At 75.1% G+C, this 20317-nt stretch carries 11 protein-coding genes; all 11 read right to left on the bottom strand.

Annotation, left to right across the window (positions count from 1 at the left end; genetic code table 11):
- Position 1: 1 nt before the first annotated feature.
- Positions 2–6547, bottom strand: coding sequence for an amino acid adenylation domain-containing protein (locus tag ACZ7IF_RS15770; RefSeq protein WP_470970648.1), 6546 nt, complete (start codon positions 6545–6547; stop codon positions 2–4).
- Complete coding sequence (locus ACZ7IF_RS15765; protein WP_470970644.1) at positions 6544–11790, bottom strand: amino acid adenylation domain-containing protein; 5247 nt, start codon at positions 11788–11790, stop codon at positions 6544–6546. Before ACZ7IF_RS15765 ends, ACZ7IF_RS15770 begins: the two co-directional genes overlap by 4 nt.
- An 83-nt stretch (positions 11791–11873) precedes the next feature.
- Positions 11874–12116, bottom strand: a complete 243-nt coding sequence (locus tag ACZ7IF_RS15760; RefSeq protein WP_470970639.1) for an MbtH family protein — start codon at positions 12114–12116, stop codon at positions 11874–11876.
- 143 nt (positions 12117–12259) lie between these two features.
- A complete protein-coding gene (locus ACZ7IF_RS15755; RefSeq protein ID WP_470970632.1) occupies positions 12260–13432 on the bottom strand; it encodes an FAD-dependent monooxygenase in 1173 nt (390 codons plus the stop codon).
- The gene (locus ACZ7IF_RS15750) at positions 13429–14877 is read right to left on the bottom strand and encodes a condensation domain-containing protein (protein WP_470970625.1); all 1449 of its coding nucleotides are present in this window, start codon (positions 14875–14877) and stop codon (positions 13429–13431) included. The genes ACZ7IF_RS15755 and ACZ7IF_RS15750 overlap by 4 nt, the downstream gene beginning before the upstream one ends.
- Positions 14874–15590, bottom strand: coding sequence for a DsbA family protein (locus tag ACZ7IF_RS15745; protein ID WP_470970618.1), 717 nt, complete (start codon positions 15588–15590; stop codon positions 14874–14876). The genes ACZ7IF_RS15750 and ACZ7IF_RS15745 overlap by 4 nt, the downstream gene beginning before the upstream one ends.
- 46 nt (positions 15591–15636) lie before the next feature.
- On the bottom strand, positions 15637–16380 hold the full coding sequence (fabG, locus tag ACZ7IF_RS15740; protein WP_469114642.1) for a 3-oxoacyl-[acyl-carrier-protein] reductase: 744 nt from the start codon (positions 16378–16380) through the stop codon (positions 15637–15639).
- A 93-nt stretch (positions 16381–16473) separates the two neighbouring features.
- Complete coding sequence (locus ACZ7IF_RS15735) at positions 16474–17568, bottom strand: beta-ketoacyl synthase N-terminal-like domain-containing protein (RefSeq protein ID WP_470970607.1); 1095 nt, start codon at positions 17566–17568, stop codon at positions 16474–16476.
- Entirely contained in the window at positions 17565–18833 is a 1269-nt protein-coding gene (locus tag ACZ7IF_RS15730; protein ID WP_469114644.1) for a beta-ketoacyl-[acyl-carrier-protein] synthase family protein, read from the bottom strand. Before ACZ7IF_RS15730 ends, ACZ7IF_RS15735 begins: the two co-directional genes overlap by 4 nt.
- Positions 18830–19093, bottom strand: coding sequence for an acyl carrier protein (locus tag ACZ7IF_RS15725; protein WP_007267082.1), 264 nt, complete (start codon positions 19091–19093; stop codon positions 18830–18832). The genes ACZ7IF_RS15730 and ACZ7IF_RS15725 overlap by 4 nt, the downstream gene beginning before the upstream one ends.
- 63 nt (positions 19094–19156) lie before the next feature.
- On the bottom strand, positions 19157–20191 hold the full coding sequence (gene sbnA / locus ACZ7IF_RS15720; RefSeq protein ID WP_470970595.1) for a 2,3-diaminopropionate biosynthesis protein SbnA: 1035 nt from the start codon (positions 20189–20191) through the stop codon (positions 19157–19159).
- Positions 20192–20317: the final 126 nt, after the last annotated feature.

Below are 20317 nucleotides of genomic sequence, written 5' to 3'. Positions count from 1 at the left end.
ATCAGCCCTTCCGGGGGTGGTCTGCGCCGTCCTGGCGGGCGGCGGCTTCGAGCGCGGTGGCGGTCTGGGCGACCGTGTGGTTGCGGAGCGCGGTGGCCAGGTCGAGGGCCAGTCCGTGCCGGCGGGCGGTGACGAGCAGCGGTGCCACCAGCAGCGAGTCCCCGCCGAGGTCGCGGAAGTCGTCGTGCACGCCGACCTGTTCGAGGCCGAGGACCTCGGACCAGACCTCGGCGAGCACCTTCTCCAGGTCGGTGCGGGGGGCGGTGTAGGGCAGCGGGGTCGCGGTGGCCTGGCGGGAGGCCAGGGCGGCCTTGTCGCGCTTGCCGTTCGCGGTCAGCGGGAGCTGCGCGACGACGGTGACGGTGGCCGGGATGACGGCGGCGGGCAGGACCGTGCGCAGCCGGTCGCGCAGGGCGGGGACCTCGACGGACGCCCCGTCGGCGGGGACCACCCAGGCGGCGAGCCGCTTGCCGCCGTCGGCGGCGTCCACGGGTGCGACGAGCGCCTCGCGGACGGCCGGGTCGGCGGTCAGGGCCGCTTCGGCCTCGCCGGGTTCGACGCGGTGGCCGCGGATCTTGACCTGCTCGTCGGCGCGGCCGGTGAACTCCAGGATCCCGCCGGGCAGGAGGCGGGCCAGGTCGCCGGTGCGGTAGAGCCGGGTGCCGGGGAGTCCGTACGGGTCCGGCAGGAACGATTCGGCGGTGAGTGCGGGCCGGCCGGCGTAGCCCCGGGCGAGTCCTTCGCCGCCGAGCCAGACCTCGCCGGCGATGCCGTCGGGCACCGGCCGCAGCCGCTCGTCGAGGATCCGCAGCAGCACGCCGGGCAGGCTGGAGCCCAGCGGGACGAGGGTGCGCCCGCCGACCTTGATGTGTCCGGCGGGGCGGACGTACCCGAAGGTCGCGGCGACGGTGGCCTCGGTGGGTCCGTACTCGGCGCCGAGCAGCATCCGCCCGCCGGCCGCGGCGATCCGGGCGGAGACCCGGTCGGCCTGCGCGGTCGGGTAGGCGTCGCCGGCGCAGACGGTGATCCCGGCGAGGCCGCCGAGTTCGCTGTCGGTGAGCTGCGCCTCCAGCAGCTGGAGGTGGCCGGGGGTCAGCCCGACGAAGGAGTACGGGGCTCCGGCCAGCAGCAGCGGCCCGAACTCGCCCGGCTGCCAGTCCTGCGGCAGCAGGTGCACCGGCTGCCCGGTGAGCAGCGGCGCGTACAGGGCGGGCATGCCCAGGTCGAAGCCGACCGAGGTGAACCAGGGGGCTCCGCCGGTGCCCGCCTCCGCGTAGGCCCGTACCGCCCAGTCGAGGTAGTGGGCGAGGGCGCGGTGGGTGACCTCGACGCCCTTGGGGGTGCCGGTGGAGCCGGAGGTGTGCAGGACGTACGCCAGCCGGTCCGGGTCCAGGCGGAGGCCGAGCGGGCCGCCGTCGCCCTCGTGGGAGACGTCCTCGGCGGCGAGCACCCGCCCCTCGGGCAGGATCCCGGCGAAGCGTCCGGCGTACGAGGCCTGCGTGAGGGCCAGTTCGAAGCCGAGCCCGGCGATCCGGGCGTCCGGGGTGCAGGGGTCGACCGGGAGCTGCGCCGCGCCGGCCTTCCACACGCCGAGCAGGGCGGCCACCAGCTCCGGCCCGCGGTCCAGCAGGACGGCGACCCGGGTCTCGGGGCCGGCGCCGAGGGCGCGCAGCCTGCGGGCGATGCGGTTGGCCCGTTCGTCGAGCTCGGCGTACGAGGTGCCGGGGGCGCCGGCTCCGGTGAGGGCGGTGGCCCACGGGGTGCGGGCGGCCCGCGCCTCGAAGCCGGCGAGGACGTCCACCGGGGTCTCGGGGTGCGGCAGGGGCGGCGCGGCGAGGCGGGCCTTCTCGTAGGCGCTGGGGAAGGCGCCGGTGGCGTCCCCGTCGGCTCCGGTGCGGGCCATCTCGGCGAGCACGGCCTTGTACAGCCCGGCGAGCCGCTCGGCGTTGGCCTTGGCGAGGGTCCTCGTACGGGAGGCGATCGACATGTGGCCGCGTACCGGGGTGCCGACGACGAGCGGGAACTCGTTGGGGCTGTCGTCGCGGCTGGCCATGATGTCGATGAGCTCCACGTCGACCTGGTGGAAGTCGAGGTAGTGGAAGAGCACGTCGATCAGGTGGCTCTCGCCGCCGGCCACGCGCATGGCGGGCATCGGGTAGCGGCGGTGCGGCCACAGCGAGACCTCGCGGGCGAACACCTCCTGGGCCAGTTCGCCCCAGGTCGCGGCGCCCTTGCGGTAGGGGAAGGGCACGGAGTTGAGGTACATGCCGGAGACCCGCTCGGCGCCGGCCTCCTCGGGGCGGGCGTCGGCGACCATGCCGCCGCGGAAGGACCCGGCCCGGGTCAGCATCGACAGGACCTTGCTGTGCGCGGCGTGCAGCACGCTCTTGTAGGGGACCTGCGCGGCCGAGGCGAGGGCGCGCAGGCCCGGCTCGACCTCGGCGAGTCCGATGTCGATGCGGTAGCGCTCGTCGATGCCGTGCGGGTCGCCGCCCCAGCCGGTGGGGATGGTGAACTTCTCGTGGGAGTCGACGAGTTCGCGCCAGTAGTCGCGGTCCTCGGCGCTGGCCAGGGAGCGCAGCTCGCCGGCGATGAAGTCGGCGTAGCGCACGGCCGGGACGGGCGGGGCCGGTTCGGGTTCGCCGCCGGTGCGGATCGCGTTGTAGGCGCGGAGCAGCTCCATCAGCTGGGAGTGGTAGCTCCAGCCCTCGATGACGGGGTGGCACTCGGTGATGGACAGCCACCAGCTCTCGTCGTCGACGAGGTGGACGGCCATCCGCATGAGGGGGGCGGCGGTGAGGTCGAACAGCTCCTCGCGGTCGCGGTCGGCGAAGGACCACAGGGTGGACTCGCGGTCCTCGCGCGGCAGGTGGCGCAGGTCCTCGAAGACGCACGGCATGGAGACCGTGCCGACGGCGTGGACCAGCTGGAGCGGCTCGCTGTAGCCGGCCATGGCGAAGGAGGTCCGCATCACCTCGTGGCGTTCGACGATCAGGTCGGCGGCGCGCTGGAAGACCTCGGGGTCGAAGGGGAGGGCGTCGCGGATCCGGAAGGAGGTGATGTTGTGGTAGCGGTTCTCGCCGCTGCGGCCGTGCATCTCGACGAGCATTCCGGCCTGGATCCGGGAGACCGGGTAGGCGTCGGTGACGTCGGCGGGCAGGGTGAGCCGGTCCTCCTCGGAGATCAGGGCGAAGGGGGCGACGGGGCCGTCCGCGCGTTCGGCGGAGCCGTCGCCGGCCTGGTCGCCGAGGGCGGCGCGCAGCCTGGCGACGGTGCGGTGTTCGAAGACGTCGCGGACGCTGGTCTCCCAGCCGGCCTCGCGCAGGGCGCCGACGAGGGAGACGGCCCGGATGGAGTCGCCGCCGAGGTCGAAGTAGTTGTCGTGGACGCCGACCGTCTCCAGGCCGAGGACCTGGGCCCAGACCGCGGCGATGGAGGCCTCGGCGGCGTCGCGGGCCTCGACGTGCTCGCCGACGGCGGTGGCCTCGCGGCCGGGGGCGGGCAGGGCCCGCCGGTCGAGCTTGCCGTTGGCGGTCAGCGGGAGCGCGTCCAGGCGCAGGTAGGCGGAGGGGATCATGTAGGCGGGCAGGGCCTCGGCCAGCGCGTCCTTGAGGGCGGCGGGGGCGAGCGCGGCCTCGTCGGCGCCGGGGGCGGGGACGAGGTAGGCGACGAGTTGCTTGTCGCCGGGGGTGTCCTCGCGGACGAGGGCGACGGCCTCCTCGACGGCGGGCAGCGCGGTCAGGGCGGTCTCGATCTCGCCGAGTTCGATGCGGTAGCCGCGCAGTTTGACCTGGTGGTCGATGCGGGCGACGAAGTCGAGGCTGCCGTCGGGCAGGACCCGGGCGAGGTCGCCGGTGCGGTAGATGCGGGCGCCGGGGGCGCCGTACGGGTCGGGCAGGAAGCGCTCGGCGGTCAGGTCGGGGCGGCCGGCGTAGCCGCGGGCCAGGCCCGTGCCGCCGATCCACACCTCGCCGGGGACGCCCAGCGGCAGCGGCCGCAGGTGCTCGTCGAGGACGTACATGGTGGTGTGGGGGATGGCCCGGCCGATGGAGACGAGCTCGGTGGTGACGGGGCCGTGGGGGGCGCCGTCGGCGGCGAGGAAGTGCGCGGAGTTGCCGACGGTGATCTCGGTGGGGCCGTACTCGGCGGCGAGGCGGGTGCCGTCCGGGCCCGCGGCGGCGGCCCAGCGCTCGGCGAGGCGGTGGGTGAAGGAGTCGCCGGCGGCGATGACCAGGCCGGCCAGGTCGCGGACCTGCGCGGCGTCCAGCTGCTGGGAGAGCAGGTCGAGGTGGCCGGGGGTGAGCTTGATGAAGGCGTACGGTCCCCCGGCTGCGAGCAGCGCGCCCAGGTCGGCGGTGTCGAAGTCCTGGGGCAGCAGGTGGACGCTCTGCCCGGTCATCAGGGGGGCGTACAGGTCGGGGACGCCGAGGTCGAAGGCGACGGAGGAGAACAGGGGCGCGCCGCCGGTGCCGGCCGAGGCGTAGGCGCCGGCGGTCCAGGTGAGGTAGTTGGCCAGGCCCCGGTGGCCGATGAGGACGCCCTTGGGCTTGCCGGTGGAGCCGGAGGTGTAGATGACGTAGGCGAGCTGGTCGATGTCGTACGCGGCGGGCAGTTCGGCCTCGGCGGTGGCGAGGGCGGTCCGCTCGGCCGGGTCGTCGACGATGACGAGTTCCGGGCCCTCGAAGCGGTCCGCGTGCCGGGACTGGGTGACGACGAGGCGGGTCGCGGTGTCGCCGAGCATGAAGGAGATGCGCTCGTCCGGGTAGCCCGGGTCGATCGGCACGTACGCGGCGGCGGCCCGCCAGATGCCCAGCAGGGCGGCGACCAGGTCGGGCCCGCGGTCCAGGAGGACGCCGACGGTGTCGTCGGGGCGTACGCCGAGCTGGACCAGGCGGCGCGCGAACCGGTCGGCGCGGGCGTCGAGTTCGGCGTACGTGAGCTCGCCGGAGGCGTGCCGGACGGCGACCGCGCCGGGGGTGGCGGTCATCCGCTCGGCGATGGTCTCGAAGACGGGCCGCAGGGCGGCGGCGTCCACGGCGGCGCCGACCGGCTCGGCAGGGCCGTCGAGGAGCAGGGCGCGCTCGGCGTCGCCGATGAACTCCAGGGTGGACAGGGGGGCGCCGGGGCGCTCCGCGACGGCGGCGAGCAGCGCGGCGTAGTGGCCGGTGATCCGCTCGGCGGTGGCGGCCTCGAACAGGTCGGTGGCGTACTCCAGGGCGCCGTGCAGGGAGCCGTCGGGGCGCTCGGCGAGGTGCATGGTGAGGTCGAACCGGGCGATCCGGCCGCTGGCGGCGACCGGGCTGACCGTGAGGCCGGGCAGGTCGGGGCTGTCGGAGCCCTGGCCGGATGCCAGGTCGAACATCACCTGGAAGAGCGGGGTGGTGGACAGGTCGCGCTCGGGCTCCAGCTCGTCGGCGATCTTGTCGAAGGGGGTGTCCTGGTGGTCGAAGGCGTCCAGGACGGCGGTGCGGTTGCCGGCGAGCAGCTCGCGGAAGGCGGGGTCGCCCTGCCAGCGGCCGCGCAGCACGAGGCTGTTGTAGGCGTAGCCGGCCATCTGCTGGAGCTCGGGGCGGGTGCGGCCGGAGACGGCGGTGCCGACGCTGACGTCCCGCTTGCCGGTGTAGCGGCCCAGCAGTGCCTGGTAGGCGCTGAGCAGGACCATGAAGAGGGTGGCGCCCTCCTGTTCGGCGAGGGTGCGCAGCCGGGCGGCGGTGGCGGCGGGCACGTCGAACTCGGCGACGGCGCCGGCCCAGCCGCGCACGGACGGGCGCGGCCGGTCGGTGGGCAGGCCGAGCGGTTCGGTGCCGGCGAGCCGTCCGCGCCACCAGTCGAGGGCGGCCTCGGCGGCGGGGCCGCTCTGGCGGGCGTTCATCCAGGCCGCGTAGTCGGCGTACTGGACGGGCGGTTCGGGCAGTACGCCGTCCAGCGGGCCGGCGAAGGTCCCCGCGGCCCGGTAGCAGGCGGCCAGGTCGGCGAGGAGCAGCGGCCGGGTCAGCGCGTCGCAGGCGATGTGGTGCATGACCACGACCAGGACGTGGTCATCGGCGGCCAGGCGCAGCAGGCGCACCCGCAGCGGGGCCTGGGTGGCCAGGTCGAACACCTCGGTGGCGCGGGCCTGGGCGAAGGCGGCCGCGGCGGCGTCCCGGTCGGCCTCGGCCACCCCGCTGACCTCGGTGACGGCGTAGTCGACGGGGCCGGCCGGGTCGACGGTCTGGCGCGGCTCGGCGCCGTCGAGGAGGTAGCGGGTGCGCAGGATCTCGTGGCGGGCGGCCAGCGCGTCGAAGGAGCGGCGCAGGGCGCTCTCGTCGAGGGTGCCGCGCAGCCGGTGGGCGAGCGGCAGCAGGTATTCGGGGCTGTCGGGGTCGAGCTGGTGCAGGAACCACAGCTGGCGCTGGCCGGCGGAGAGCGCCAGCGGCGCCCCCCGGTCGGCGCGCGGGATCCCGGTACGGGCCGGGACGCCCGCGGCGCGGCCCGCGCGGCCGGCGAGCCGTCTGCGCAGCAGCTCCGCGCGCAGCTCGTCCTGCGTGGGTGCGGTGGGTGCGGTCACGGCTGGTACTCCCTGTGGGCGATGGCGAGTTCGGCGTGGTCGAGGGTCTCGATCTCAAGGCGGACGGCCTCTTCGACGGCTGCGGCGAGACCGGTGACGGTGGGGTGCTCGAAGACGGCGCGCAGCGGCATCTCGACGTCGAACTCCTCGTGGAGGCGGGCGATGACGCGGGCGGCGAGGACGGAGTTCCCGCCGATCCGGAAGAAGCCCTGGCGGGCGCCGATCCGGCGGGTGGTGCCGTCCTCCCCGGCGAGGACCTCGGCCCAGATCTCGGCGACGATCTCCTCGACCGGGCCCTCGGGCGCGGTGTACGGCTCGTCGGAGAGGGCCGCGGCGAGGTCGGGGGCGGGCAGGGCCGCCGTGTCGACCTTGTTGTGCCGGGTGAGCGGGATCTCCGGTACGGGCACCAGCAGCGCGGGGACCATGTAGTCCGGCAGGCTGCGGGCGCAGTGGTCGAGGAGTTCGGAGTCTGCGGGCGGGTTGGAGCCGCTGGGGACCCAGTAGCCGACCAGCGCGGCGTTGGAGCCGGTGCCGTGCACGACGACCGCGCACTGCGAGACCCCGGGGTGCTCGGCGAGGACGCCCTGCACCTCTCCGGTCTCCACGCGGCGGCCGCGGATCTTGGCCTGGCCGTCGGCGCGGCCGGCGAACTCGATGGTGCCGTCGGCGGACATCCGGGCCCGGTCGCCGGTGCGGTAGAGGCGGGCGCCGGGGGCTCCGTACGGGTCGGGGACGAAGGAGGCCGCGGTCAGGTCGGGGCGGCCGTGGTAGCCGCGGGCCAGGCCGGCGCCGCCGACGCAGAGTTCGCCGGTGGTGCCGTACGGGACGGGCTCCAGGTACTCGTCCAGGACGCGGGCGGTGATGTGCGGGTAGGCGCGGCCGACGGGTACGGCGGTGGCGGTGTCGTGGGCGTCCCAGCGGGTCGCGGCGATGGTGGTCTCGGTGAGCCCGTACTCGTTGACGAACCGCAGCAGGCGGCGGGACAGGTCCCGGGCCAGGGCGGGCGGGCAGGGCTCGCCGCCGGTCTGGCCGACGAGCGGACGCCGGCCCAGCCCCGCGTCGATGAGCATCTGCCAGTGCGGCGGGGCGACCTGGAGGTGGCTGACGCCGTGCTCCTCGATGAGCCGCAGCTGCGCGGCGTGGTCGCCCAGGTCCCGCTCCCGGGCGAGGACCACCCGGCCGCCGGCGACGAGCGGCATCAGCAGCTCGGTGCAGGAGATGTCGAAGGTGGGCTGGGCCAGGGCGAGCCAGGCGTCGTCGGGGCCCTGCCCGAAGTCCAGGTGGGCCTGGGAGGCGCGGAGCATGGCCAGCAGGGTGCGGTGCTCGACGGCGACGCCCTTGGGGCGGCCGGTGGAGCCGGAGGTGTACATGATGTACGCCAGCCGCGACGGGTCCGCCGGTGCCTCCGGCGGTGTGCCGGCCCAGGACGGCGGCCCCTCGGTGTACTGCTCGCCCGGGCCCTCGGTACGGGTCCACGAGGCGAGGCCGTCGGCGGCGAGCGCCGGGTCGCTGGCCGAGGCCAGGGCGGCCGCGCCCGCGGCGGCGGCGAACTCGGCGCTGGGCGCCCGGGCGGCGAGCCCGACGCCGGGCCGGCCGGCGGCCTGCGCACCGCCGGAGGCCACGGCCAGGCGCTCGTCGGTGTCCACCGCCAGCCAGGGGCCGTCGTGGTGGCCGCGCAGCCGGGTGGCGCCGGCCAGGTCGGACACCAGCAGGGTGACGCCGGCGTCCTGGAGGACGTAGCCCAGGCGCTCGTCGGGGGCCGCCGGGTCGAGCGGTACGTAGGCGGCGCCGGCCTTCCAGGTGCCGAGGTAGGCGGCGATCAGGTCGGGGGTGCGGCCCAGCATGACGGCGACGGTGGTCTCGGGGCCCGCGCCCAGTTCCCGCAGCCGCTGCCCGAAGGCCTCGGCACGGCGCTCCAGCCGGGCGTAGCTCCAGCTCTCGCCGCCGCAGACGACGGCGGTCTCGTCCGGGGAGCGGCGGGCGACGGCCGCGATCGCGGTGTGCACGGCGTCCTCGCCGGCCCGGTCGGCGCCGGGTTCGGGGGCGCCCGGGCCCAGCGCCAGGATCTCCGTGCGCAGGGCGTCGGGGAGCAGTCCGGCACGGCCGAGGCGGACCCCGGGATCGGCGGTGACGGACTCCAGGAGCCGGACCCAGCCGGCCGCGAACCGTTCGACGGTGGCCGCGTCGAAGAGGGAGGTGGCGTACTCGACCATGCCGAGCAGGGAGCCGTCGGCCTGCCGCTGCACGACGAAGGTGAGGTCGGTGCGGGCGGAGCGCCAGGCGCCGCGGAAGGCGTCGACGTCGTCCGCGGCCGTGGCGGTGCCGGTGCGGCCTTCCTCGTGCAGGTCGAACATGACCTGGTAGAGGGGGGTGCGGCCGGGGTCGCGGGCCTCGTCCAGCTCGGCGACGAGCCGGTCGAACGGCAGGTCCTGGTGGGCGAAGGCGGCGCGGGCGGTGTCGCGCACCCGGACCAGGGCCTCGGCGAAGGTGGCGTCGGCGGGGGCGTCGCAGCGCATCACCAGGGTGTTGAGGAAGAAGCCGACGACATCGGCGACCTCGGGCCGCTCGCGCCCGGCGACGGGCACGCCGACCGGTACGTCCCACTGGCCGGTGAGCCGGGCAACGAGGGTCCCGAACACGGTCAGCAGGGTCTGCTGGAGGGTGGCGCCGTGGCCGCGTCCGAGGGCGGCGGCCCGTTCGGCCAGGCCGGCGGGGACGGTGAAGACGTGGGCGGCGCCGAGTCCGTCGCGGACCGCCGGCCGGGGCCGGTCGGCGGGCAGGTCGACGGAGAGGATGCCCTCCAGGGCCTGCTTCCAGTACGACAGTTCCGCGCCGGCGGCGGATCCGGCCAGCCGGCGCCGCTGGTGGGCGGCGTGGTCGGCGTACTGCACGGGCAGGGCGGGCAGTCCGGCGGTGGTGCCGTGGTGCGCGGCGTCGGCGAGGGCCAGCAGGTCGCGTTCGAGGACGACGGAGGACCAGCCGTCGCAGGCGATGTGGTGGACGGACAGCACGAGGTGCAGGGAGTCCGTTCCGCGCACGGTGAGGGCGCGCCAGACCGGGCCGGCCTCCAGGTCGAAGGGGCGGCTGAACTCGTCCTCGATCAGGGCGTGGCGGGCGGCCGCGGTCTCGGCGCGGGTGCTGCGCAGCTCGACGCGGGCGTCGGCGTCGGCGATCTGCACGGGCTCGGTGCCGCGCAGGACGTAGCGGGTGCGCAGGATCTCGTGGCGTTCGGCGAGGCCGGTCAGGGCCGCGGCGACGGTGTCGTCGGCGTAGGCGTGCGGCAGGGTGATGAAGACGGGCGCGTTCCACTCGGCGCTGCCGGGGCGCATCCGGTCCATCAGCCACAGGCCCTGCTGGCCGGGCGACAGGGGCAGGCCCCCGTCGGGGCGCTCCACGGGCCGGACGGTCTCGTCGGCGTCGGGCCCGGCGGCGGCCAGGGCGGGGGCGTCGGCGAGCAGGGCGGCCTGTGCCTCCACGGTGGTGGCGGTGAACAGGGCGCGCAGCGGGACCCGGGTGCCGGCGGCGGCCGTCAGGGCCTCGGCGAGCCTGCTGAGGAGCAGGGAGGCACCGCCGAGCTGGAAGAAGTCGTTGGTGGCGCCGATCCGCTCGGCGGGGATGCCGAGGAGGGCGGACCACTGCTCGGCGACGACCCGTTCGGCGGGGGTGCGCACGGGGACGTGCGCGCCCTCGGCGGCGGAGGCGGCCGCGGCGGCCGGCTCGGGCAGGGCGGAGCGGTCGATCTTGCCGTTGGCGGTGAGGGGGAACTCGGCGACGGGCACGTAGACGGACGGGATCAGCGGGTCGGGCAGGGCCCGGCGCAGGAAGGTGCGCAGTTCCTCGGGGCGCAGCGGTTCGCCGCGGGACTGGACCCAGGCGACGAGGCGGTGTCCGCCGGAGCCGTCGGGGACGGCGGCGGCGACGGCGGCGCGCACCCAGGGGTGGGCGGCGAGGGCGGCCTCGACCTCGCCGGTCTCTATGCGGACGCCGTTGACCTTGACCTGGTGGTCGAGGCGGCCGAGGTACTCCAGGGTGCCGTCGGCCAGCCAGCGGACGCGGTCGCCGGTGCGGTAGAGCCGCTCGCCGGGCGCCCCGTACGGGTCGGGCACGAAACGTTCGGCGGTCTGGTCGGGGCGGCCCTGGTAGCCGAGGGCGAGGCCGACGCCGCCGGCGTGCAGTTCGCCGGGGACGCCGACGGGGACGGGCCGGCCGGCCGGGTCGAGGACGAGGGCCCGCATGTGGGCGATGGGCCGGCCGATGGGGACGGCGCCGGTCTGCTGGGCCGGGTCCCAGCGGTGCTCGGTGACGTCGACGGAGGCCTCGGTGGGTCCGTACGTGTTCCAGATCTCGGCGCGCGGTGCCAGCTCGGCGAGCGCCCTGCAGAGTTCGGCGTGCAGCGGCTCGCCCGCGCTGAAGATCAGCCGCAGGGCGGCGGCGTCCTGCCGGCCGGCCTGCTCGACCAGGCGCCGGTAGACGGAGGGCACGCCCTGCAGGACGGTGACGCCGTGTGCGGCGACGGCGCGGAGCAGGGCGGCGGGGTCGCGTTCGGCGTCCTCGGGGGCGACGGCCACCGCTCCCCCGCTGACCAGCGGGGAGAAGACCTCCAGGCCGGCGGCGTCGAATCCGATGGTGGTCTTGAGCAGGAAGCGGTCGGCGGCGCCCAGCTTGTGGCGGTGGGCCAGCCAGCGGACCCGGTTGGCGATGCCGCCGTGCGGGACCAGGACGCCCTTGGGGCGGCCGGTGGAGCCGGAGGTGTGCAGGACGTACGCGGGCCGGGCGGCGTCGGGGGCCAGCGGGAAGGCGGCGGCCTCCTCGTCCGCCACGCTCTCCGGCGCGTCGGCGACGTCGAGGACGGTGGTGCCGGCGGGCAGCCGGGCGGCGGTGCCGTGCGCGGCGAGCACGACGGCCGCTCCGGCGTCCTCCAGGACCAGCGCGAGGCGGGCCTCGGGGTAGTCGGGGTCGAGGGGGACGTAGCCGGCGCCCGCGAACCAGACGCCGAGCAGCGCGGCGACCAGTTCGGGGCCGCGCGGCAGGCAGACGCCGACGAAGTCGCCGGGGGCCACTCCCCGGGCCCGCAGGGCCGCGGCGTAGCGGCCGGCGAGCCGGTCCAGGGCGGCGTAGCTGAGGGCGGCTCCGTCGGCGCCGAGGACGGCGGGGGCCCGGGGGGTGCGGGCGGCCTGGGCCCTGAACAGGGCGGGCAGCAGCAGACGGCCGGGGGCGGATCCCGACTGCGTACGGTCGTTCACGTTCTCTCCTTCATCGGGATCGGGTGGCGTCGGCCGTGCCCGAGGCCTTGGCGGGCCGGGACGGGCCCGGCGGTGCGGGTGTGTCAGACCGCGGAGGCGGCGGACATCCGCCGGCGCAGACTGGCGGGGCGCAGGTCGGTCCACACCTCGGTGATCCGGGCGAGGCATTCCTCGCGGGTGCCCTCGGTGCCCTCGGCGGTCCATCCGGCGGGGAGTTCGCGCCCGGCCCACCAGATCGAGTACTGCTCCTCGTCGTTGAGGACGACGCGGTAGCGGGTCTCCGCCCGGTCGTCGTTCTGCTGGGGGGCGTTCTGCTGTTCGCTCATCGCTGTTCCCTTCGCGTGATCAGATGTGGCCATCCTTGAAGAGGGCGCTATCGATGCCCTATCGAGCGCATATACGGGCCGGAACGCGGGACGGGCCCCCGGCGCCGGATGGCGTCGGGGGCCCGTGGGGGTGGGGGGCGGGTTCAGGCGGCCGCGCTGCTCACAGGGGTGCGCAGGGCGGCTTCCACGTCGTGGTCGAGGATCCAGCTCACGTCGGCGGCCGCGCCCCTGACGTCGCCGTCGGGCCCGCCCCGGGGCTTGCCGCCGGCGCGGGAGCCGAGCTGTACCCGGGTGGTGTGGGGCCGGCGGAGCGCTTCGTAGCGTTCCAGGGCGGCGGCGGTGCCGGGCCCGCCCGGGCCCGCCTCGGCGAGGCAGACGGCGAGGGCGACGGCGTCCTCGACGGCCTGGTTGGCGCCCTGTCCGTGGTGCGGGAGCATCGGGTGGGCGGCGTCGCCGAGCAGGGTGGTGCGGGCGGTGCTCCAGCGTTCCAGCGGGGCCCGGTCGTACAGGGCCCAGCGGCGCACCTCGCCGGCCGCGCCGATCAGCTCGCGGACCTGCGGGGCCCAGCCGGCGAGTGCGGAGTCCAGGTCGGCCCGGTCGCCGGCACCGGTCCAGGATTCGGCGTCGCCCTCGGGAGCCGGGGCCACCACCACGTAGGTGAACTGCCGCCCGCCGGAGACCGGGTAGCACAGCACCCGCGCGTCGGGGCCCGCGAACATGTACATGCGGGCCGGGTCGAGCCCGGGTACGTCCGACGCGGCGACCAGTCCGCGCAGGGCGCTGTTCCCCGAGTACACGGGGGCGTCGTCGCCGGCCAGCGCGCGGCGCACCGCCGAGTGCACCCCGTCGGCGCCGACCAGTACGTCGGCCCGGTCGGTGGTGCCGTCCGCGAACTCCAGCAGCACCCCGTCGGGGCGCTCCTCGTGGCGGACCAGTTCCCTGCCGGTGCGCACCCGCTCCGCCGGGACCAGGCCGGCCAGCATCCGGTGCAGGTCGCCGCGGTGGACGGTGAGGTAGGGGGCGCGGAACTGCCGCTCCCAGGCCTCGCCCATCTCCTGCACGGCCACCCGGGCGCCGTTGTGGAAGGCGCGGACCTCCAGGGCCTCGGGGCGGACGGCCAGCTCGGCCAGGCGCGGGCCGAGGCCCAGGCGCTCCAGCAGCCGGGTGCCGTTGGGGCCCAGGTGCATGCCGACGCCCTGTTCGCGCAGGGCCTCGCCGCGCTCGTACACCGTGACGTCCAGGCCCCGGGCGTACAGGGCCGCGGCGGCGGTCAGGCCGCCCAGTCCCGCGCCGATGACGGCGATGCGCAGGCTCACCGGTGCTCCCGGGCGTTCTCGAAGGACTCGAACTCGTCGAAGCCGTCGAAGCCGTCGAGGTCTCCGCCGGCGGTGGTGCCCAGTGCCAGCAGGGCCTCCAGCTCGTTCGCGCCGGCGAGTTCCACGTCGGCGACCGCGGTGTCCGGCTCCTTGACGGCGGCCGCGAGCATCCGCTCGTAGCCGTCGGCGAAACGCGCGACCGTCCCGCGGTCCAGTACGTCCGTGTCGTACGAGAAGACGGCCGTGACCCCGTCCGGGGTCTGCTCGATGCGCAGCAGCAGGTCCAGCTGGCCCTCCTGCTGGGGGACGTCGATCAGGGCGATGTCCAGCCCCGCGTACGGGACGGACGGGCCCTCGCTCGCGCCCGGCGGGACGTTGGGCACCGGCGGCTCCATGCGGTCCATCTGGACCAGGAACAGCGCGGTGCGGAAGACCGTGGCGCGGGGGAAGGCCAGGGCGCAGGGGTAGCGGACGTTGACCATGCCGCGCATGACCCGCTCGCCGGCCTGGGCGGCGGCGCTGCGGAAGGTGGAGCGTGCGTCGAAGTCGGCGCGGACCGGCATGGTGTTGAGGAAGCAGCCGATCACGTCGCGCTGGGCGCGGCCCATCCGGCTGGTGGCCGGGACGCCGAGGACGAAGGCGTCCTGGCCGGTCCAGCGGTGGGTGAGGGCCTGGAAGACGGAGAGCAGGTACGCGAAGGGCGTCACCCCGGCGGCCGAGGCCGCCGCGGGCAGGCCGTCGGCGGTGTCCTTCGCGAGCTGCCGTACGACGGTTCCGCCCCGGTAGGAGCGCAGGGCGGGCCGGGGCCGGTCCAGGGGCAGTTCGGCGGCGGCGGCACCGGCCACCGACTCGTGCCACAGCGCGGCGGCCCGCTGCCCCGCCTCGGAGGCGGTGTAGCGCAGCTCTTCGGCCGCGTGGTCGGCGTACGAGCCGGGGATGGGCCGCCAGGCGGGCCCGGTGCCGGCGGCGATGCCCTGGTAGGCGTCGAGGACGTCGCGGACCAGCAGCCAGCGGGAGGTGAAGTCGCTGACGATGTGGTGGGCGGAGGTGACCAGGGCCCAGTCCTCGTCGGAGCGGCGCAGCAGCACCACCCGGAAGGCTCCGGACTCCAGGCGGAAGGGGCGGGCCCCGGCCTCCTCGGCGGCCCGGTGCAGCTCGGCCTCGCCGGCCCCGTCGAGGTCGTGGAACTCCAGCCGGACCAGGGGCTGTTCGCTGACGGTGCGGCGCACTCCGGCGGCGCTCTCGGTGAAGACCGAGCGGAGCAGTTCCTGGCGGGCGCCGACGGCGGTGACGGCGGCGTCCATCGCGACGGGGTCGACGCGGCCGCGCAGCCGCAGCGGCATGACGATGTTGTAGGCGGAGGCCTCGGGCGAGACCCGGTAGGCCGTCCACATGGACTGCTGGATCGCGGTCAGCGGCAGCGCCTCCACGGTGGTCGTGCTCATCCGCAGCCTCCCGCGTGGCTCATGTCGGTGGTGCGGCCGGCTCCGACCGCCGCGAGCTCCTTCTCGGCGGGCGCGGCGGGGGCCTCCTGGACGGCGTCCGCGAAGGAGGCGGCGAAGGAGGCCACCCGGTCCAGGCCCCAGTAGGGCTCGCTGCCGTTGATGAAGTACGGGACCCCGAAGACCCCGTCGCGGTACACGTCCATCAGGGCGGCGGCCCCGCGGGCGCGCAGGCCGGCGTCGTCGGTGGCGGCGGCCACGGCCGCGGGGTCCAGGCCGATCTCCGCGGCCAGCTCGACGACGGTGGCCGGGTCGCAGATGTCGCGGCCCTCCAGCCAGCGGGCCCGCCCGGCGCGTGCCACCCACTCCCGGCCGAGGCCCGCGTCGGCGGCGAGGAACCAGGTCAGGTGGGCCGGCTCCCACCACGGGGCGCGGTCGGCCGGCCAGGTCAGCGGCAGGCCCCGGTCGGCGGCGAGGCGGCGTACGTCGCGCAGGATGTAGAACTGCTTGGCGCGGCTCATCGGCGTGTACGGGAACTGCCCGCCGGCCTCGTCGAGCAGCCGGGCGCTGGTCTCGTCGGGCTCCCAGAAGGGGCGCCATTCGAGGCGGTCGAGCAGTCCGGGGTGCTCGCGCTCGATGTCGTGCAGGGCGAAGAAGTTGTAGGGGCTGCGCAGGTTGAAGTAGAACCGGGGCGGTTTGGCGGCACGGCCGGCCATGTCGAAACTCCTCTGTGAATCAGGCTGGTCCCGGTGGTCGGGCGGGTCAGACGACCAGACCGCCGTCGATGTGGAAGACCTGTCCGGTGATGTAGGAGGCGCGGTCGGAGGCGAGGAAGGACACCAGTTCGGCGACCTCGTGCGCCTCTCCGAAGCGGCGCAGCGGGATGCGGTCCGCCATCTCCTTGGCGTGCTTCTCGGACAGGCCGCCGACCATGTCGGTGGCGATGAAGCCGGGGGCCACGGCGTTGGCGCGCAGGCCGCTGCGGCCGGACTCCTTGGCGAGGGCCTTGGTGAAGCCGATGATCCCGGCCTTGGTGGCGGAGTAGTTGCTCTGGGTGGCGTTGCCGGCGGCGGCGACCGAGGAGAGGGTGATGATGGTGCCGCGGCGGCGCTTCATCATCGGGAAGGCCACTGCCTTGGCGAAGTTGAAGGTGCCGTCGAGGTTGGTGCGGACCACCGCGTCCCAGTCCTCGTCCTTCATCATGGCGAGGTGGCCGTCGCGGACGATGCCGGCGGCGGTGACCAGTACCTCCACCGGGCCCAGCTCCGCCTCGGCCTCCGCGGTGAAGGCGCGGACCTGTTCGCGGTCCGTGACGTCCACCCGGCGGGCCAGTACCCGCGCCCCCAGCGCCTCGGCGGACTTCGCGGCGAGCCGGGCGGCCTCTTCGTTGGACTGGTAGCAGAAGGCCACGTCGTGGCCGTCCCGCGCCAGGATCTCCACCACGGCCCGGCCGATGCCGCGGGAGCCGCCGGTGACGAGGGCTACCGGCCTCGGTGTCTCGGACATGGATAGGTGCCTCTCTCTCGGGACGCGGGTGTGCGTGTGGGGCGGGGGTGAGGGGGGGCGCGTCGGCGTGCGCCCCCGCCCGGACGGCCTGGTTCAGCCGAGCCGCAGCAGGGTGGCTCCGACGGTGCCGTCCCGGTCGATGGCGGTGACCAGGGCGAGCCGGTCGACCAGGGCGGGCCGGGCTCCGGCGTGGGCGAGGACGGCGGCCAGCTGGAAGGCGGCCGAGGCGGCGGTGGCGTCGCCGACGAGGGGGCGTACGGCGATCCGCTCGCCCGCGACGGTCTCCAGCGCGGACTCCTCCTGCTTGCCGAGCAGCCCGGCCGGGGTGCCCGGCGCGACCAGGGCGACGTCCTCGGGGGCGGCGCCCGCGCCGGCGAGCACCTCCGCCACGCAGCGGGCCAGCGCGGAGCCGGCCCGCCCGCTCTCGGGGAAGGCCCGGAAGCGGGAGCCGAGCACGGTGGCGAGGACCTGGCGGCCCCCGTCGCGGGCGGCGGCCCCGCTCTCCAGCAGGAACAGCGCGGCGCCCTCGCCGAGCGGGTCGGCCTCGGCCCCGCCGTGGTCGGCGACCCGCTCCAGGCGGGCCCGCTGGACGGAGTACTCCTCGGCGGCGCCGGCCAGCAGCGCGTTGGCGTGGCCGCCGCGCAGCAGCCGGGAGGCGTAGTTCAGGGCGAGCAGGCCCGTGGCCGAGCCGCCGGAGACGGTGACGTTGGGGCCCTTGAGGGTGTGCCGGATGGCGCTCTGGCCGGTCGGGCAGTTCATCACGGTGTTCGGGAACCGGGCCGGGTCGACGAGGTAGGGCTTCTCCCCCGTCAGGGCGTCCTTGGTGAAGTCCATGATGGACTGGACGCTGCCGGAGGTGCCGAGCACCAGCCCGGTCTTCTCCGGGTCGGCGGCCAGGCCCCGGCCGAAGTCCTCCAGGAGCTCGCCGACGGTGACGACGGCGATGCCGGTGGCCCGGTCCATGGAGCGGGTGCCCTTGCGGCCGAGCACCTCCTTGATGTCGAAGCCGGGGATCAGGCCCGCTTCCTCGTACGGGACGGGCCACTTCCCGGTGTCGACGGGGGCGGTGGCCGCCGTCCGTGCGAGGAGTCCCTCGGCGAAGGCCCGCCGGCCCAGTCCGTACGGGGAGCTGACCGCCCAGCCCGAGATGACGAGCTGCCGCTCGCGGGGTTCCGCTGCCGTGCTCATGCGACGGCGCTCCTCTCGTCTTCCCAGTGGCCGAGGACCAGCACGGCGTTGTTGCCGCCGAAGGCGAGTCCGTTGTTCTGCACGACCTTGAGGTCGGCCTCGACCGCCTCGTTCGGTACGCAGTCCACCCCGCATTCGGGGTCGGTGGTGCGGTGGTTGACGGTCGGCGGGATGAATCCCTCGCGCAGGGCGAGGGCGCAGGCCGCGGAGGCCAGGGCGCTGGCGGCGCCCATGGTGTGGCCGATCATCGACTTGATGGAGACGGTGCGGGGCAGGTCCTCGCCGAACACCTGGCGGATCGCGCCGACCTCGGTGACGTCGTTGGCCTTGGTGCCCGTGCCGTGCGCGGAGATGAAGTCCACGTCGGCGGGGGTGATGCCGGCGTTGGCGTGCGCGGCGGTGATGCAGCGGGCGATCGAGTCCCGGTCGGGGGCGACCGGGTGGCTGGCGTCGCAGGACAGCCCGTACCCGAGCACCTCGGCATAGATCCGGGCGCCGCGGGCCAGAGCGGATTCCAGGGACTCCATCAGCAGGATGCCGGCGCCCTCGCCGGTGAGGATGCCCTGCCGGTCGGCGTCGAAGGGCCGGCACACGTCGGGGGCGATGGTGCCGAGCCGGTAGAAGCCGGTGAAGGTCTTGCGGCACAGGGCGTCGGCGCCGCCGCACAGGGCCATCTCCACGTCGCCGGAGCTGATGGCGTCGTAGCCGTAGCCGACGGCGTAGTTGCCGGCGGCGCAGGCGGTCGGGACGGTGACCGTCTCGACGTCCTCCAGGCCCAGTTCGCGGACGATGCCGGCGGAGAGCCGGCCCGGCCAGACGCGCCGGGCGACCACCGGGTCGAGGGTGTCCTCTCCCTGGGCGACCTGGAGCCCGGTGAGGTGGTCCAGGTCGCGGGACTCGCCGTCGGTGGTGCCGACCGAGACCAGGGAGCGCCTGGCCCGGACGTCCGCCTCGGTGAGTCCGCCGTCGGCCACCGCCATGCGGGCCCCGGCGACCGCGAACTGGGCGGCCCGGCCGAGCTCGTCGGCCGGCAGCTCGCGCAGCCAGGCCTCCGGCTCGAAGTCGGTGATCTCGCAGGCGTTGGAATGGGCGAAGCCGGTGGTGTCGAACGCGCTGATGGGCTTCGCCCCGCTGCGTCCGCCCCGCAGGCCCTCGGCGAAGGCGTCGACGCCCGTGCCGATGCTCGTCACGACACCGAGACCCGTGATCACCACCCGGTGCCGGGCAGCGGGTCGCTGCCCCGTCGCGGCCGTCTCGGAGGTCACTTGCCCTCGGCCTCCGCGATCACGGCGTACACGCCGACCAGGTTGACCATGCGGCTGAGCTCGGCCTGCTCCAGCGTGATGCCGAAGACCCGCTCCAGCGAGGCGAGGATCTCGATGGTGCGCAGGGAGTCGGCGTCGTGCTCCTCCTTGAAGAGGCTGGTCTCGGTCACCTCGTCGAGGTCGAGCTCCAGGATGTCGCAGACGATCTCCTTGATCTGCTCCTTGCGCTCGGCGTCGAGGGTGGCGATCTGGGTGGTCATCCGAATTCCTCCGTTGGGTGGGGGTCGTGCGGGGGGGGGATGGTTCGATGGTGGGAGCGGCCGCTATCCGTGGCCTATATCCACCAGGTGCGGGGTGACCGCGGGCTGCGGGTCCTTCCACAGGTGGGAGACCTCGCCGAACTGGCGGCGCACCCAGGCGTCGTCGTAGATCGTCTCCAGGTAGCGGTCGCCGCCGTCGGGCAGGACGAGCACCACGTTGGAGCCCGGGATGATGTCCGGGGCGATCCGCTCCAGGGCGGCGACCACGGCCCCCGAGGAGCCGCCGGCGAGCACCGCCTCCTGGCGCACCAGCCGGCGGCATCCCACGACGCAGTCGAGGTCGCCGACGTGGATGACCCGGTCCGCGTCCGAGGGGCGCAGCAGCCGGGGCACCACCGAGGCGCCGTGTCCCGGGATCAGCCGGGTGACGCGCTCGGGCGGGGCGAACAGCACGCTGCCGACCGCGTCGACCGCGTTGACGGTGGTGTTCATGCCGTGGCGGCGGATGTACTCGGCGCAGCCGCCCAGGGTGCCGCTGGTGCCGGCGGCCACGACGAGCTGGTCGACGCGGCCGTCGAGGGCCTCGGCGATCTCGCGCATCGTGGTCTGGTGGGCGACCGGGTTGAGCGGGTTGGAGTACTGGTCGGGCCAGTAGGCGTCGGGGATCTCCGCGACGAGGTCGGCGACCCGTCGCAGCCGGGCCGGCAGCAGCTCGCCGGTGGCCGGGTCGGGGTCGACGACGATCTCCACCTCGGCCCCGTAGGCCCGCAGGATCGCGACGTTCTGCCGGGTCGTGCGCGCGTCCACCACGCAGATGAGGCGCAGTCCGAAATAGCCGCAGATCTGGGCGAGCCCGATCGCGAGATTGCCCGAACTCGACTCGACCACCGTGGATTTGCCCGGGACGAGTTCCCCGGACCTGATGCGCGCCAGCACCATGGAGAGTGCCGAGCGGTCTTTGATACTTCCTCCGGGATTGAACCGCTCCACCTTCGCGAACACCCGCGAGCCGAGGCCCGGCAGCAAACGCTCCAGTTCGATGAGCGGCGTTCCTCCCACTGTAGAGAGGATTCCCTTCGTCCCTTCGTCGTACGGCATCTGATGCAGCCATCCTCTGCTGGGAGTTGCGGGGTGCGGATACAACGGGACCGAGATTCGGCCAATCCGCTATACCGATGCCATACGGCTGGTTATAGGTGGCGCATAGTCGACGGTCCGAATCTC

It is taken from the genome of Streptomyces sp. NPDC037421, assembly GCF_055602105.1.
The sequence above is the reverse complement of the archived record's forward strand: the minus strand, read 5'-3'. Positions and strand labels throughout refer to the sequence as shown.